This window comes from Leucobacter sp. WKLB1 (genome assembly GCF_059696215.1).
The window spans coordinates 1588872-1603566 of the sequence record NZ_AP046115.1 but is presented as its reverse complement, the minus strand read 5'-3'; the positions used below and the strand labels follow the sequence as shown (position 1 = coordinate 1603566).

The following is a 14695-nucleotide window of genomic DNA, read 5'->3' as shown; positions in this document are numbered from 1 at the left end:
AGCCTCTTGCGTTCGTGCGCGGAGGGGGACTTGAACCCCCACGCCCTAATACGGGCACTAGCACCTCAAGCTAGCGCGTCTGCCATTCCGCCACCCGCGCGAACGATCCGGACCTTCATCGGCCGAACAGAAGATAACTTAGCACGAATTCTCGGGGCGAATCGAATCGGCCTGGGATCTCGCGCGCGTCGCGCACCGCGACCCGTCATCCCCGCCCGGAAGCGCGTCTGATCGCCGCGCGGATCGCCGCCGTGGCCCGCACGAGATCGTCCGGAGCGAGCTCGATGTCGAGACCGCGACGTCCCCCGGAGACGAGCACGGTGTCGAACGCATCCGCCGTGCGATCGAGCACCGTCGGCAACGCCGTGCGCTGCCCCAGCGGGCTGATACCACCGACCACATAGCCCGTCTTGCGCTCCGCGACCGCGGGATCCGCCATGACGGCGCGCTTCCCGCCGAGGGCGCCCGCGAGCGCCTTGAGATCGAGCATCCCCGAAACGGGAACCACGGCGACCGCGAGCGCGCCGTCGACCTCGGCGAGCAAGGTCTTGAACACCCGCTCCGGGGCGATGCCGAGCTCGCGCGCGGCCTCCACACCGAAGTCGGTGGTCGACGGGTCGTGGGTGTAAGCTCGCGCCGAAAACGTGATTCCTGCACGGGTCAGAGCGACGGTGGCGGGGGTGGACACTCCCCCGGACTGCTTCTTGGCCATAGCGGCCAGCTTACGGTTGCAGACGCCGCCGCAGCAGTTCGATGCGTTTCTGCAGCTGCGTCACCGATGCCTGAGCTACAGCCGGGCCGCCGCAGACGCGACGCAACTCCGAATGGATATCTTTGTGCGCGTCACCCGAGACTTTCGAGTACATGCCGACCAGCGAGTTGAGCAACTTGCGCTGTTCACCGAGGGTGCGATGCAACGCCTCGGGCGACTCCGATCGCTCGGGCGCGTGCTCGAGAATGCCCTGACGATTCGCACTGCGTCGCGCCTGGCGCGCCTGGCGCTGTTGCAACAGCGCCGCGACTTCTTGCGGTTCGAGCAGCCCGGGGAAGCCCAGGAACTCGAGCTCTTCCTCGGTTTCGACCTCCGCGTAGCCGCCGAACTCGGCACCGTCGAAGACGGCACGGTCGAAGTGCGCATCTGATGACAGCGCCTGATAGGTGAAGCCTTCGCCCTCGAGCAGTTCGGACGATGCCTGATCTCCGCGCTCGGCCTCCGCCATCAGCGCGGCCTCGGCATCCCACATTTCTTCGGCGCTCTTCGGCCCTTCGAGCACATGGTTGCGCTCTTTCTCGAGTTCCGAGGCGAGTTGCATGAGCGCGGGCACATTGGGAATGAAGACCGAAGCGACCTCGCCGCGTCGCCGCGATCGCACGAATCGGCCGATCGCCTGCGCGAAGAACAGCGGGGTCGACGAGCTGGTCGCGTAGACGCCGACGGCGAGCCTGGGCACATCGACACCCTCGGACACCATGCGCACCGCCACCATCCAGCGCGACTCGCCCTTCGAGAATTCGTCGATCTTCTCCGAGGCTCCGGAGTCATCCGAAAGAATGAGCGCGACAGGCTCCCCAGTGATGTCGTGCAACTGCTGCGCGTACGACTTCGCTGATGCATGATCTGTCGCGATGACGAGCCCGCCGGCGTCGTGGATCTGCTGGCGCACCTCGGTCAGGCGCCGGTCTGCGGCACGCAGCACCTTTCCGATCCAGTCACCGGCTGGGTCCAGCGCCGTGCGCCAGGCCTGCGAGGTGACATCTTTGGTATTGCCCTCACCGAGCGCGGCCTCCATCTCTTCGCCCGCCGACGTCTGCCAGCGCATCTTGCCGGCGTAGACCATGAAGATGACGGGGCGCACGATGCCGTCGGCGAGTGCGCGGCCGTAACCGTAGTCGTAGTCCGTCATCGAGAGCCGGGACCCGTCGCCCTGCGGCGCGTATTGGACGAACGGAATGGGTGCCTCGTCGGAGCGGAACGGGGTTCCGGTGAGCGAAAGGCGCCGACGCGCGTTGCCGTAGGCTTCGCGGATGGCGTCGCCCCAGCTCAGCGCATCGCCACCGTGGTGCACCTCGTCCATGATGACGAGCGTGTCTTCGTGCTCGGTGAGCAAGCGGTGCTGCACCGGCTTCATCGCGACTTGCGCGTAGGTGACGGCGACGCCGTGATAGTGACGCCCGTAGGCGAGACCGTCGCTGTTCGAATACGACGGATTGAGTCTGATGCCGGCTCGCGCCGCTGCATCCGCCCACTGCGTCTTGAGATGCTCGGTCGGTGCGACCACGATGATCTGCTTCACGGTGTGGTTCGAGCGCAGGATCGCCGCGAGTCGCAGTGCGAACGTCGTTTTGCCGGCACCGGGCGTTGCTGAGGCGAGAAAGTCGCGCGGGCTTTCGTCGAGGTAGCGCTTGATGGCTTCCTCTTGCCAGGCACGGAGCGTGCCGGCGGTGCCGTGCGCGGCGCGCTCCGGGTAGGCGGGGGGCAGGTGCTCAGCTGCACTCGTGCCCGGAAGGTGGAGGCCCGGGTCCGAATCTGTCACGACGTTCTAGACTATCGCTGTACGCCGAACGCCGCGCGCTCGGCAGAACCTGTGCGATGCGTATGCGACGGCCGGGTTCTTCGAATTGAACCCGCAGTCAACCGAATTCCCCGAGGTGAGCAATGGCACACGATGGCAGCGTCGACCGGAGCGACGTCGAACTCCCCTGGTCTCGATTTGTCGCGCTCGGCGATTCGTTCACCGAGGGCGTGGGCGACCCCGACGCCGACAGCCCGGGCGGGTTGCGCGGGTGGGCCGACCGGTTCGCCGAGGTACTCGGCGCCTACAGTGATGAGTTCGCCTACGCGAACCTCGCGGTGCGCGGCAAGCTGATTCAGCAGATCACCGACGAGCAGGTGGAGGCCGCGCTCGATTTGCGCCCCGACCTGATCAGCGTCTGCGCGGGCGGCAACGACGTGATTCGCCCCGGCACCGACCCCGATGAGGTCGCCGCCAAGCTGGAGCGCATCGTCGAGCGGCTGAGCGTGGGCGGAGCGACCATTCTGCTCTTCACAGGAGTCGACACTGCATTCCAGCCCGTGTTCCGTTCGATTCGCGGCAAAGTGGCGATCTACAACGAGAACGTGCGCAAGGTCGCGCAGCGGCACGACTGCATTGTGGTCGACCAGTGGGCGCTCGAAGAACTGCACGACAGCCGCTACTGGGCGGGCGATCGACTGCATCTGAATGCGCTCGGCCACCACACCATCGCCCTCGCGGCGCTGGATGCGCTCGGCGTACCCCACGACCTGGTGCCGCTCGATCCGCCGCCACTGCCGATCCGCAATTGGCGCGAGGCCCGGCGCGAGGACGTCGTGTGGGCGCGCGAGCACTTCGTGCCGTGGGTCATTCGTCGTATCAAGCACGTGTCGTCGGGCGATCACATCGAACCGAAACGCCCCGTTCCCGCGGTGGTGCGCGCATCGCGTCACGGGGCTGACGAAGCCTAGGTCGAGCGAGTAGGGTGGGCCGCATGACTCACCTCACGAAGCAGATCGCAGACACCCTCGTTCAGGTCGGCGTCCACTCGGCGTACGGCGATCCTGTCGAGGTCGACGGCACCACCCTCATTCCCGTGGCGTACACCGCCTACGGATTCGGCGCAGGCGAGGGCGCCGGTGCCGGTGAGGGCGTCGCACAGGGTGAAGGCTCAGGCGGTGGAGGTGGCGGTTTCGCCGTGCCGCTGGGCTCCTATGTCACCCGAGAGGGGACGACCCGGTTCGAACCCAACATCATCGCGCTGCTCGCCGTGGGCGTGCCCTTCGTGTGGGTCGCCGGGCGGGCGCTCTCCCGCATCATCAAGGCCCTCAAGAAGTAGCGGGCCGCCAGGTCCACGGCTCGGTCGGCACTGCCGCCGGGTCGAACCTGCTGAGCACGGTCGCCGCGGTGACGCGCTCCCCCGGCTGCGCAAGGTGGATCGAGGTCGCGAGCCACCCGAGCACCTCGCCGTCGGAGGTGCCAGCGTCGCGCAGCTGCCCGAGGGTGACGGCGCCGTCCCGCTTCGCGAGTCGTGCCCCCGACGGCCCGAGCACAAGTGGTACATGCGCGTAGTCGACCTCGGGCGGCGCGGGAAGGCCCAGCACACGCTGCAGCAGAATTTGCCGAGGTGTCGACGGCGCCAGATCGTCACCGCGCACGACCTGATCGACGCCCATCGCAGCATCGTCCACCACCACTGCGAGGTTGTACGCGACCGTGCCATCACCGCGCAGCAGCACGAAATCATCGATGTCGCCGTGCACCGGGCCGAGCACTCGATCGATGAAGCTCGGCGCCGACGTTCCCTGGGGCACGCGCAGCCGCACGGCGGGCAGCCTTGGAGCAATGCGCGCTCTGGCCTCGGCGCGCTCGGTCGGCGTTCGCTCGCGGCAGGTCCCGGGGTAGGCGCCGGGTGGCGCGTGCGGCGCGGTCGGGGCAGCCAAAATGTCTTTGCGGGAGCACGTGCACTCATATACGAGGCCGGCATCGCTCAGCTGCGCGATCGCGGCGGCGTAGGCGGCGGCCCGACCCGATTGCTGCACCGGTTCATCGTCCCAGTCGATGCCGATGCGCGCGAGATCGTCGAGTTGCCGCTGAGCCGCGCCTGCATCCCGCGCGCGGTCGAGGTCTTCGATGCGCATCAGGAACCGCCGCCCTGAGGCGCGTGCGAAGCACCACGCGAGCAACGCCGTGCGCAGATTCCCGAGGTGGAGATCGCCCGAGGGGCTGGGCGCGTATCGACCGGCTCCGGGTGGTGACGTCATGCCTGCCATCCTGCCATGCGCACGATGTGCCAGACTGCTCACCCACGATAGCCTGGGCTTCGATGAAGGAGGCCCGTGTGATTGCCGTTCCGAACCCTCACGCAGCACCGAGCGGTGCGGAGCCGCCGATTGCCGAGTTGCGAACGTCTCTGGGAGATCGACTGGTCGCCGATCCCGAGCTCGTCGCTCCGTTTGCACGCGATTCCTCTCGGGCGCTTCTGGAGGGCGCCCCCGTCGCCGTCGTACTCGCGGAGTCAACCGCAGACGTTGCGACAGCGCTGAGTTGGGCGCACCGTTCAGGCGTCGCGGTCAGCGTGCGCGGCGCCGGAACGGGGCTCGCGGGCGGCGCGATGGCGTACACCGGCGGGCTCGTCATCTCGCTCGAACGCATGAGCCGCATCATCGACATCGACGCAGAGAATCGTCTGGCAGTCGTGCAGCCCGGAGTGATCACTGCTGAGCTGGACGATGTGGCGCGCGAGCTGGAGCTGTTCTTTCCGCCCGATCCGGCCAGCGCCCGCATCAGCACCGTGGGTGGCAACATCGCGACCAATGCCGGCGGCCTGCGCTGCGTCGCGCACGGAGTGACGAGCGACTCGGTCGCCGCGCTCGAGGTCGTGCTCGCAGACGGGCGAGTGCTGCGCACCGGTTCGCGCACCCGCAAGAACGTCGTCGGCTACGACTTGACGCGCCTCTTCGTCGGTTCGGAAGGCACCTTGGGTGTCATCACCGAGGCCACCGTGCGCCTCAAGCCAGTGGCGCCGGGCACGCCCCGCACGTTCCGCGCGAGCTTTCCGACGCTCGAATCGGCGGGCCGGGCCGTGACGGCCATTGTGGGCAGCGACCTGCACCCCGAGGTGCTCGAACTCATGGACGCGTTGAGCGTCGAGATCATCGAGTCGTTCCAGCCCAGTGGATTACGCGTTCCCGCGGGCGCGATGCTCGTGGGCCAGACCACGGGGCTCGATGCCGAGCAGCGCGCCGTCGGCATCACCGCCCTGTGCGCGTCACTGGGCGCCGACGACACCGAGGTGTCTGACACCGATGCGCTGCTCGAGGCCCGCCGTCTCTCGAATCCGGCGCTGAACGCGCGCGGCCTGAAGATCTCCTGCGATGTGGGGGTTCCCGTCGCCGCACTCGCGATGGTGTTCCACGGGATCGGCGAGATTGCGGCCCGACACGGAAAGCGCGTGTCCACGGTGGCGCACGCCGGCGACGGAAACCTGCACAGCACCGTCGAATCACCGGATACGCCCGAGGGCATCGCCGCTGCCGACGCGGTGATCGACGACATCACACGCCTCGCCCTGTCGTTGGGCGGCACGATCTCGGGTGAGCACGGCATCGGCTCGGTGAAGCGCCACGAGCTCGGGTGGCAACTCGACGACACCGCCCTCGACGTGCAGCGCGCGATCAAGGCCGCGCTCGACCCGCTCGGAGTCCTCACTCCGCATCGAGCCATTTGACCCGTCCTTGTCAACCGCCTCCCCAGCGGCATGCGGTCGCGTAAAGCTGGTGATCCCGGCACCCCAGACAAGGAGCACACATGACGCACAGCGAGCTGACCTCGGAAACCGTCGTCGAGCTCATGCGCGAGGAGCGGTTCGTCATGCTCTCCACCGCGACAGCAGCAGGCAAGATCGTCTCGCATCCGATGACGCCGCAGCAGATCACCGACGATGGCACGGTCTGGTTTTTCATCGGCCTCCAGGGGGACCAAGCGGATGCGATCCGCGCAAATCCACAAGTGAACCTCGCGTTCGCCGAAACCGGCAGCTGGCTTTCCGTCGCTGGCGAGGCCGCATTCGTTGACAATCGGGCGAAAGCCGCAGAACTCTGGGACGGCGAGGTCGACGCCTACTTCGCAGGTGGGCTCGACGATCCGAATCTCGGATTACTGCGCGTCTCGGGCGAATCGGCCCAGTACTGGGGCGTGCCCGGAGGCCGGGCCATGGCCGCCGTCAAGATCGCGGCGGCCAAGGTGCTCGGCCGGGAGAGCCCCGGCAAGTCGGGTACGACCGAACTCTAGGATTGGCCGGGGCTCCACCGCACCGACCGTCCGGCACTGGTCCACGCGCACCGACCAGAACTGGTCTACGCATTGGACCAGTGCCAGTATCGATGCCATGCGCGTTCTTTCGATCCAGTCCTCAGTGTCGTACGGCCACGTCGGCAATTCGGCCGCGGTGTTTCCCCTGCAGCGCATTGGCGTCGAGGTCATGCCGGTGTATACCGTCGCGTTCTCGAACCATACCGGGTACGGCTCGTGGCGCGGCCCGCTGATGTCAGGTGACGACGTTCGCGACATCGTCATCGGCATCGAGGAGCGCGGCGGGCTCGCCGGCGTCGATGCGGTGCTCTCGGGCTACCAGGGCGGCGACAGCATCGGTGACGCGATCCTGGATGCCGTCGCCCGGGTGAAACACCACAGCCCGGATGCCCTGTACGCGTGCGACCCCGTGCTCGGCAATGCGAAATCGGGATGCCACGTGGCACCCGAGGTGCAACGCCTGATCAAAGACCGAGTCGTGCCTCGCGCCGACCTCATCACCCCGAATCAGTTCGAGCTCGGTTTCATTACCGACACGACACCCGACACGCTCGACGCTACGCTCGATGCAGTCGACCGCGCTCGCGACCTCGGGCCGCGCACGGTGCTCGTCACGAGCGTCGATCGCCCGGAACAACCGGACGACGTCATCGAGATGCTCGCGGTGACGCCCCACGGCGCGTGGATCATCGAGACGCCCCGAATCCCGTTCAAGGTCAACGGTTCGGGCGATGTTACCGCGGCGCTGTTCACGGCCCATGTGCGCCGCAGCGGAGACGCCGCAGACGCGCTCGAACGCACGACCGCCAGCGTCTACGCTCTCCTCGAGCGCACCTACGCGGCCGAATCCAGAGAGCTGCTGCTCGTGGAGTCGCAAGACGCGTACGCGCACCCCGATCTCCGGTTCCGTGCGCGTCAGGTGCGGTAGCTCGCGCCGGCGCGTGTGACGCTCACGTCATCGCGCTCACAGTTCAGCGCAGCAGGGCCCCGCACAGCAGGCCGGCGATGGCCAGCGCCACAGCGACGACGAGCATGCCGACTCCGTTGGCCAGCGCAGCGCCCCAGCGACGCGCCATCAGCAGTTGCGCGGTATCGAGGCTCGCCGTGCTGAATGTGGTGTACCCACCGAGTAGGCCGCTCCCGATGATCGCGGCCAGCGGGTGATCCCACATCATTCCGGTAACGCAGCCGAGCACGAATGAGCCGGTGAGGTTGATGATGAGGATGCCCCAGGGGTACCGTTCGCGCCAGCGCACGGGCACGCTGATGTCGACGGCGTGGCGCAGCGCCGACCCAGCGCCACCGGCGAGCGCGACGACGACCGCCAGCCACCCCGCACTCACGAGGCCACCCCGCCCGCCTGACCCGCGGGCGCGACCCGAGTTGCGAGAGCTCGCCCCGCACCCAGGCCGAGCCCACTCGCGACCACTCCCCCGAAGAGGGTGGCTCCCGCGTAGCCGGCAACGACGCCCCAGTGGTCAGCGATAGCCGCCTGCGCAAGATCGGTCGCGAGCAGGCTGTAGGTGGTGAAGCCGCCGAGCACGCCCGTGCCGAGCAACAAGCGCAGCGTGCGCCAGCGACCCGCACTCCCGCGGGAGGTGACGATCGCCACGACGATCCCGAGGAGAAATGCGCCGAACAGATTGATGAGCATCGTGGCGAGCGGAAAACCACTGGTCGACTCCGGCCCGCCGATCGCCGAGGTGATCCCGTATCGCGCCAGTGTGCCGAACGCGCCACCGACGCCGACGACGCCGAGGTCGGGGATCGCACTGCGAGACATCACGGTGATCGAGTGTACAACTCCCTGGCGATCCTCGCGGATCAAGCAAGAGTGCGCTAACCTGAATTCCAAAGTTCGTCAAGGCGAACTTTTGTATCAGCATCACCTCACCTTGGGAGTCGTATGACCTCGTTCTCGGGACGCACGTTCGCGCGCCGCATCGGCCTGGGCACCGCAGCGCTCGCCGTCGTCGCCCTGCTGCTCGCGGGGTGCAGCGGGGGATCGCGCGACACCTGGTCGGATGACGACTGGGACGGCGATCCTGAGGCCCCCGTCGTACTCACCACGTTCACGGTGCTCGCCGATATGGCGCGCACGGTCGGCGGCGACCGCATCAACGTGCGCTCCATCACCAAGACCGGCGCCGAGATCCACGGGTACGAGCCGACGCCGCTCGACGTTGCCAAGGCATCCGAGGCCGACCTGATTCTCGACAACGGCTTCGGGCTCGAGGCCTGGTTCTCCCGGTTCGTTGCCCAGGCCGACGTGCCGCACGTCGTCGTCTCCGACGGCATCGAGCCCATCGACATCGCCGGCGACGCCTACGCGGGCAAGCCGAATCCGCACGCCTGGATGAGCCCCGCGAACGCGCAGATATACGTCGAAAACATCGTCACCGCATTCAGCGACCTCGACCCCGCGCACGCCGACGAGTTTGCCGCGAACGGCGCCGCCTATCAACGACAGCTGCAGGCGGTGCAGGATCGCCTGAGCGAGGCGGTGGCAGATCTCCCTGAGGCACAGCGCGCGCTCGTGACCTGCGAAGGCGCATTCTCCTACCTCGCGCGCGACGCCGGACTCACCGAGCAGTACATCTGGCCGGTGAACGCGGAGCAACAGGCGACGCCGCAGCAGATCGCCGGCACGATCGAGTTCGTGCGCACGCATGACGTGCCCGCCGTGTTCTGCGAGTCGACGGTCTCCGATCGCCCCATGCAGCAGGTGGTGTCGAGCACCGACGCCCGCTTCGGCGGCACGCTGTACGTCGACTCGCTCTCGCTTCCCGACGGCCCGGTCCCCACCTACCTCGACCTCCTCACCTACGACGCCGACACCATTGCCGCCGCCCTGCACGGCACGAAGGGATCCGCATGACCGCCTCCCCCGCGATCTCCGTCGATCGCGTCACCGTACGATACGGCGATGTGCTCGCGCTCGACGCGGCGTCGCTCGACGTGTCGGCCGGGGGCGTGACCGGGCTCATCGGCATGAACGGCTCCGGCAAGTCGACGCTCTTCAAAACCATCATGGGTGCGATTCGCCCCGAGCAGGGCACGGCTCGCCTCGCCGGCCTCGCTCCGGCCGTCGCCCGAAAGCGCGGCATCGTCGCCTACGTACCGCAAAGTGAGGACGTGGACTGGGCGTTTCCGGTGTCCGTCGCCGACGTCGTCATGATGGGCCGCTACGGCTCGCTCGGGGCGACCCGACGCGCTCGGGCGAGCGATCGCCGCGCAGTCGCCGATGCGCTCGAACGCGTCGACCTCGGCGACCTCGCTGAACGGCAGATCGGCAAGTTGTCGGGCGGCCAGAAGAAGCGCGCGTTCGTGGCCCGCTGCATCGCACAAGACGCCGAGATCCTGCTGCTCGACGAACCGTTCTCAGGCGTCGACCAGCGCAGCGAAGCGACGATCGTCAGGCTCCTCCGCGAACTGGCCGAAACCGGGCGCACGGTGCTCGTATCGACTCACGATCTGCACGCGTTGCCCGCACTCGCCGACGACGCCGCCTTGCTGCTGCGCCGCGTACTCTTCCACGGTGCGGTCGCCGACGCGCTCGATCCCCCGCAACTCGCACGCGCCTTCGGGCTCGGCGACGTCACGTCTCCGGAGGACGCCGCATGAACCCGCTCGACTACCTGCTCGAACCTCTCCAGTACGACTTCATGATTCGAGCGCTCATCACAACGGTCATCGCCGCAGTCGTCTGCGCACTGCTGTCGTGCTGGCTCGTGCTCACCGGCTGGTCGCTCATGGGCGATGCGGTGTCGCACGCCGTGCTCCCCGGCGTGGTTCTCGCGTACCTGGTCGGCGCCCCGTTCGCCCTCGGAGCACTCATCTTCGGCTTCCTCGCCGTTGCACTCATCGGCGCCATCCGAGATACGAGTCGCGTGAAAGAAGACGCGGCGATCGGCATTGTCTTTACGACCCTGTTCGCGCTCGGCCTCGTACTCATTTCGGTGATCCCGAGTCAGACTGATCTGAGCCACATCGTTTTCGGAAATATCCTCGGTGTCTCTGACGGCGACCTCCTACAGATCGGCGTGCTGGCGGCGATTGCGTTCACGATCCTCATCATCAAACGACGCGATCTGACGCTCTTCGCCTTCGACCCCACCCACGCACACGCCATCGGCCTCAATCCGCGAGCCCTCGGCGCACTCCTGCTGGGCCTGCTCGCCCTCACCGCAGTCGTTGCCCTCCAAGTCGTCGGGGTGATCCTCGTCGTCGCGATGCTCATCATCCCCGGGGCCACCGCGTATCTCCTCACCGACCGATTCGGGCGCATGCTCATCATCGCGCCGATCCTCTCGGCGGCCTGCTCCGTCATCGGCATCCTCGTGAGCTACTGGCTCGACGCCGCCTCCGGTGGCCTCGTGATTCTCGTGCAAGGCGCCGCGTTCACCCTCGTGTATCTGTTCAGCCCGCGTCAGGGCGTGCTCATCCGCGCACTGACGCGTCGAGCACGTTCCGCCCGTGGCCAGCGTGCCACCGCCGCGTAAGGACTCCGTATGCAGGGGCTCGCGCCCCGTATGGAAACCGTAAGGATCTTCCACCCGGCACCCCTCGGGGTGTTCGATAGTGACATGCACACCTTCGCAAACGCATCATCGCTCGAAGCCCCAACCCTGGGCGCTCCGCAGCGCGATGCGCGCACCCGCCTGCGTCGCTGGCTCCTCGCCGACACCACGGTCTCCCCCGGCCAGCAGCCCGGCCCGCACGGCCGCCCCGAGCAGCACCAGCGCACCCACTGGCTGCGCGTCATGTGCCTCACCGGCCTCGACTACTTCTCAACGCTCGGGTACCAGCCCGCCATCGCCGCGCTCGCCGCAGGCGCTGTGGCGCCGCTCGCCACCATCATCCTGGTCGCGGTCACGCTCGCGGGCGCGCTCCCGGTTTATCGCCGGGTCGCGGAGGAAAGCCCGCACGGCACCGGATCGATCTCGATGCTCGCGAAGCTGCTGCCGCGGTGGGGCGGGAAGCTGACCGTGCTCGCCCTGCTCGGGTTCGCAGCAACCGACTTCATGATCACGATGACACTGTCGGCCGCTGACGCCACGGCGCATCTCGTGGAGAACCCGTTCGCGCCCGAGGCGCTCCACGGTCAAGAGGTGGTGATCACGCTCGCACTGCTCGCCGGCCTCGGCATCGTCTTCCTGCGCGGATTCCGTGAAGCGATCAGGCTCGCCACAGTGCTCGTCGGCGCGTTTCTCATCGTGAACGTGGTGGTCATCGTCGTCGCGATCGTGCAGCTCATCGCGCACCCCGTCATGCTCGGCGACTGGTGGAGCGTGCTCACCACACAACACGGCAACCCGCTCTTCGTCGTCGCGGTGGCCCTGGTGGTCTTCCCGAAACTCGCCCTCGGCCTGTCAGGTTTCGAGACCGGCGTGGCCGTGATGCCGCAGATCAAGGGCGACCCCGGCGACACGGAACTGCAGCCGACCGGCCGCATTCGAGGCGCCAAGCGATTGCTGACGACGTCAGCGCTGATCATGAGCGGCTTCTTGATCACCTCATCGATTACGACCGTTGCGCTCATTCCCGCGGCGGAGTTTCAGCCGGGCGGTGCGGCGAACGGGCGAGCGCTGGCGTACCTCGCCCACACGTACCTCGGCGAGGGCTTCGGCACGGCATACGATCTGATCACGATCGCGATCCTCTGGTTCGCCGGCGCTTCTGCGATGGCCGGCCTGCTCAACCTCGTTCCCCGCTACCTGCCGCACTACGGCATGGCGCCGGCGTGGGCGCGAGCAACGCGCCCGCTCGTGCTCGTGTTCACGGCGGTCGCGTTCTTCATCACCGTGATGTTCGAGGCGAGCGTCGACGCGCAGGGCGGCGCCTACGCCACCGGCGTGCTCGTGCTGATCACCTCGGCCGCCATCGCTGTGACGCTCGCCGCCCGCCGTCGCTCGCAACGCGGCGCGACGATCGGGTTCGGCATCGTCTCGGTCGTGTTCGTCTACACGACCATCGCCAACATCGTCGAACGGCCCGACGGCATCAAAATCGCGGCCTGCTTCATCGTGGGCATCATCGTCGTGAGCTTTTTCTCGCGAGTGAAGCGGTCAACCGAACTCCGAGCGACCGCGGTGCGCCTCACCCCGAGCGCGCAGGCATTCATCGATCAGGCGCCGGGCGGCATCGTGCGACTTATCGCGCATGAACCCAACGATCTCGGCGCCGAACGCTACCGCGCAAAGCTCGAACACGCGCGCGTGGCGCACCGACTCCCCGACGACGACGTCTTGTTCATCGAGATCGTGGTCTCGGACAGCTCGGATTTCGAAAACGAATTGCTCGTCGAGGGGGTCGAGCGGCACGGATATCGAATTCTTACCGTGCACGGCAGCACGGTGCCGAACGGCATCGCGGCCGTCGCGTTGCACCTGCGGCAGGATCTGCGGTGTACCCCGCACATCTTCTTCCGCTGGACCGAGGGCAATCCCCTCGCCAACCTACTGCGATTCCTGCTCTTCGGCGAGGGAGAGATCGCTCCGATGACGCGCGAGGTGCTTCGGGAGGCCGAACCCGACCTCACGCGCCGCCCCTGGGTGCACGTGTCGTAAGGGCTAATTCGCCGACTCGACCACCTGCGCCAGCGCACGGAACGCGGCATCGGCTGGATGCCCGGTTTCCACGTTGGAGGCGTTCATGTAGACGACGATGCTGGCATCCAGGTCGGGGTTGAAGAACGTTGCCGCGGTGAACCCCAGCCCTTCACCGTTATGCCCCCACCAGTCACCGGTGTGCCCCATGCCGGCGCCGTAGGTGTCATAGGGCGGCTTCGGGATCGCATGACCCTCACGACGCAGTTCCTGCGTGGCGGCGTTGAGCAGTGCGCCGCTCCCGAGCGTCTGCGCCCACACGCGACCATCGTCGAGCGTCGAGAACAACGCGCCGGCCGCGCCGAGAATCGAAGGCGTCTCGTCCTGCGGCTCGAGCCCATTCGCCTTCGGGATGTACCCGGTCGCGTGCGGAGCAGCCCAGTCATGGTTGCTCCCCAGGTATGTCGTACCGCTTTGGTCGAGCGGCGACAGGATCATCTCATCCAGCGCCTCCGCGTAGGGCTTGCCCGTGACCTTCTCGACGACGGCACCGAGCAGATTCGTGTTCGCGTTGGTGTACAGGAATTCGGCACCGGGCTCGAACTGCGCCGGCTGGTCGAGCACGAAGGCGTTCAGTTCATCGATCGTGTACACGTGGTCGGGGTGCGTCGCGAAGTCGGCGACGAACGCGTCGTTCACGTAGTCGGCGTTGCCGCTCGACATGTTCGCGAGCTCGAGCAGCGTAATACGGTCACCGTTCGTCACTCCATCTACGTACTGATCGATCGTGTCGTCGAGGTTCAGTTCGCCGGCATCCGCGAGTTGCAGTATCAGGGTGACGGTGTACGACTTCGTGATGCTCCGGATCGGCCACACCATGTCCGTGCTGACAGGCGACTTGGTGACGACGTCGGCTACCCCGCTCGCCGCCGTCCACGAGCCCTCGCCGTCGATCCACACCCCAGCCACCGCGCCGGGCACCCCGTACTCCTGCATCGTCGTCTCCAGTGCGGCCCCCAGTTGCTGCTGCAGAGACGCGGGCAGCTCACCTTCAGGGGCCGCCGGGCGCTCGACCGCTGCACTGCCGCTTCCGGTTTCGGCGACTGCTTCGCCAGCACCGCTCTGCGGCGCGCTCGACGTGCTCCCGCAGGCGACGAGCGTCGCAGCAATGAGGAGAGCGGGGATCGCACGCGCGGCCCGGCGGAGTGAGCGCGACTGAGCGTATGTGCGCGGGTGCAGGTGAAGCGTCATCGTGAGTCTCCCCAAGCATCACACGTGATTCCCATGACCACGTTATGCGTCAAGTGTGAGTGAGCTCTC

The 14695-nt window shown here is 67.3% G+C and carries 15 protein-coding genes and 1 tRNA gene; 9 read left to right on the top strand and 7 right to left on the bottom strand.

From position 1 onward, the window contains the following. Positions 1-15: 15 nt before the first annotated feature. The 3 genes from ACZF5Y_RS07265 to ACZF5Y_RS07255 form a co-directional block, all read right to left on the bottom strand. Positions 16-100: transfer RNA gene (locus ACZF5Y_RS07265), tRNA-Leu, on the bottom strand. A gap of 105 nt (positions 101-205) precedes the next feature. Further along, positions 206-712, bottom strand: coding sequence for a Cys-tRNA(Pro) deacylase (ybaK, locus tag ACZF5Y_RS07260; RefSeq protein WP_497535129.1), 507 nt, complete (start codon positions 710-712; stop codon positions 206-208). A gap of 10 nt (positions 713-722) precedes the next feature. After that, a complete protein-coding gene (locus ACZF5Y_RS07255; protein ID WP_497535128.1) occupies positions 723-2534 on the bottom strand; it encodes a DEAD/DEAH box helicase in 1812 nt (603 codons plus the stop codon). A 122-nt stretch (positions 2535-2656) separates the two neighbouring features. Here ACZF5Y_RS07255 and ACZF5Y_RS07250 point away from each other — a divergent pair, with 122 nt between their 5' ends. Further along, positions 2657-3484, top strand: coding sequence for an SGNH/GDSL hydrolase family protein (locus ACZF5Y_RS07250; protein WP_497535127.1), 828 nt, complete (start codon positions 2657-2659; stop codon positions 3482-3484). A 23-nt stretch (positions 3485-3507) separates the two neighbouring features. Then, the gene (locus tag ACZF5Y_RS07245) at positions 3508-3852 is read left to right on the top strand and encodes a spore germination protein GerW family protein (RefSeq protein WP_497535126.1); all 345 of its coding nucleotides are present in this window, start codon (positions 3508-3510) and stop codon (positions 3850-3852) included. Here ACZF5Y_RS07245 and gluQRS read toward each other — a convergent pair. After that, positions 3842-4777: a tRNA glutamyl-Q(34) synthetase GluQRS gene (gluQRS, locus tag ACZF5Y_RS07240; RefSeq protein WP_497535125.1), complete on the bottom strand. Its 936-nt coding sequence runs from the start codon at positions 4775-4777 to the stop codon at positions 3842-3844. The genes ACZF5Y_RS07245 and gluQRS overlap by 11 nt on opposite strands. Positions 4778-4839: 62 nt before the next feature. On the opposite strand from gluQRS, the gene ACZF5Y_RS07235 reads away from it, so the two are divergent. The 3 genes from ACZF5Y_RS07235 to pdxY all read left to right on the top strand — a co-directional run bounded on the left by ACZF5Y_RS07235 (position 4840) and on the right by pdxY (position 7755). Next, positions 4840-6243 (top strand): FAD-binding oxidoreductase, encoded by a 1404-nt coding sequence (locus ACZF5Y_RS07235; RefSeq protein WP_497535124.1) that lies wholly within the window; start codon positions 4840-4842, stop codon positions 6241-6243. An 80-nt stretch (positions 6244-6323) separates the two neighbouring features. Further along, entirely contained in the window at positions 6324-6806 is a 483-nt protein-coding gene (locus ACZF5Y_RS07230; protein WP_497535123.1) for a pyridoxamine 5'-phosphate oxidase family protein, read from the top strand. A gap of 97 nt (positions 6807-6903) precedes the next feature. Further along, complete coding sequence (pdxY, locus tag ACZF5Y_RS07225) at positions 6904-7755, top strand: pyridoxal kinase PdxY (protein WP_497535122.1); 852 nt, start codon at positions 6904-6906, stop codon at positions 7753-7755. Positions 7756-7798: 43 nt separating this feature from the next. Here pdxY and ACZF5Y_RS07220 read toward each other — a convergent pair whose 3' ends face one another. Beyond that, complete coding sequence (locus tag ACZF5Y_RS07220) at positions 7799-8170, bottom strand: fluoride efflux transporter FluC (protein ID WP_497535121.1); 372 nt, start codon at positions 8168-8170, stop codon at positions 7799-7801. Next, positions 8167-8610 carry a fluoride efflux transporter FluC gene (locus tag ACZF5Y_RS07215; RefSeq protein ID WP_497535120.1) on the bottom strand — a complete coding sequence of 148 codons (444 nt, stop codon included), beginning with the start codon at positions 8608-8610 and terminating at the stop codon, positions 8167-8169. Before ACZF5Y_RS07215 ends, ACZF5Y_RS07220 begins: the two co-directional genes overlap by 4 nt. Before the next feature lie 123 nt (positions 8611-8733). Between ACZF5Y_RS07215 and ACZF5Y_RS07210 the strand changes: the two genes are divergently transcribed. From ACZF5Y_RS07210 to ACZF5Y_RS07195, 4 genes are all read left to right on the top strand, one after another. Continuing rightward, on the top strand, positions 8734-9705 hold the full coding sequence (locus tag ACZF5Y_RS07210) for a metal ABC transporter substrate-binding protein (RefSeq protein ID WP_497535119.1): 972 nt from the start codon (positions 8734-8736) through the stop codon (positions 9703-9705). Then, positions 9702-10451: a metal ABC transporter ATP-binding protein gene (locus ACZF5Y_RS07205; RefSeq protein WP_497535118.1), complete on the top strand. Its 750-nt coding sequence runs from the start codon at positions 9702-9704 to the stop codon at positions 10449-10451. Before ACZF5Y_RS07210 ends, ACZF5Y_RS07205 begins: the two co-directional genes overlap by 4 nt. Next, a complete protein-coding gene (locus ACZF5Y_RS07200) occupies positions 10448-11329 on the top strand; it encodes a metal ABC transporter permease (protein WP_497535117.1) in 882 nt (293 codons plus the stop codon). The genes ACZF5Y_RS07205 and ACZF5Y_RS07200 overlap by 4 nt, the downstream gene beginning before the upstream one ends. An 84-nt stretch (positions 11330-11413) precedes the next feature. Next, entirely contained in the window at positions 11414-13396 is a 1983-nt protein-coding gene (locus ACZF5Y_RS07195; RefSeq protein ID WP_497535116.1) for an APC family permease, read from the top strand. A 3-nt stretch (positions 13397-13399) separates the two neighbouring features. On the opposite strand, the gene ACZF5Y_RS07190 is transcribed toward ACZF5Y_RS07195, so the two are convergent. Beyond that, on the bottom strand, positions 13400-14626 hold the full coding sequence (locus tag ACZF5Y_RS07190; protein WP_497535115.1) for a serine hydrolase domain-containing protein: 1227 nt from the start codon (positions 14624-14626) through the stop codon (positions 13400-13402). Positions 14627-14695: the final 69 nt, after the last annotated feature.

Bases quoted from the DNA above. Each gene is read 5' to 3' on its own strand.
- ACZF5Y_RS07235 (WP_497535124.1), top strand. From the start codon at position 4,840: ATGAAGGAGGCCCGTGTGATTGCCGTTCCGAACCCTCACGCAGCACCG.
- ACZF5Y_RS07200 (WP_497535117.1), top strand. From the start codon at position 10,448: ATGAACCCGCTCGACTACCTGCTCGAACCTCTCCAGTACGACTTCATG.
- ybaK (WP_497535129.1), bottom strand. From the start codon at position 712: ATGGCCAAGAAGCAGTCCGGGGGAGTGTCCACCCCCGCCACCGTCGCT.
- ACZF5Y_RS07215 (WP_497535120.1), bottom strand. From the start codon at position 8,610: ATGTCTCGCAGTGCGATCCCCGACCTCGGCGTCGTCGGCGTCGGTGGC.
- ACZF5Y_RS07210 (WP_497535119.1), top strand. From the start codon at position 8,734: ATGACCTCGTTCTCGGGACGCACGTTCGCGCGCCGCATCGGCCTGGGC.
- ACZF5Y_RS07250 (WP_497535127.1), top strand. From the start codon at position 2,657: ATGGCACACGATGGCAGCGTCGACCGGAGCGACGTCGAACTCCCCTGG.
- gluQRS (WP_497535125.1), bottom strand. From the start codon at position 4,777: ATGACGTCACCACCCGGAGCCGGTCGATACGCGCCCAGCCCCTCGGGC.
- ACZF5Y_RS07245 (WP_497535126.1), top strand. From the start codon at position 3,508: ATGACTCACCTCACGAAGCAGATCGCAGACACCCTCGTTCAGGTCGGC.
- ACZF5Y_RS07205 (WP_497535118.1), top strand. From the start codon at position 9,702: ATGACCGCCTCCCCCGCGATCTCCGTCGATCGCGTCACCGTACGATAC.
- ACZF5Y_RS07195 (WP_497535116.1), top strand. From the start codon at position 11,414: ATGCACACCTTCGCAAACGCATCATCGCTCGAAGCCCCAACCCTGGGC.
- ACZF5Y_RS07190 (WP_497535115.1), bottom strand. From the start codon at position 14,626: ATGACGCTTCACCTGCACCCGCGCACATACGCTCAGTCGCGCTCACTC.
- ACZF5Y_RS07230 (WP_497535123.1), top strand. From the start codon at position 6,324: ATGACGCACAGCGAGCTGACCTCGGAAACCGTCGTCGAGCTCATGCGC.
- pdxY (WP_497535122.1), top strand. From the start codon at position 6,904: ATGCGCGTTCTTTCGATCCAGTCCTCAGTGTCGTACGGCCACGTCGGC.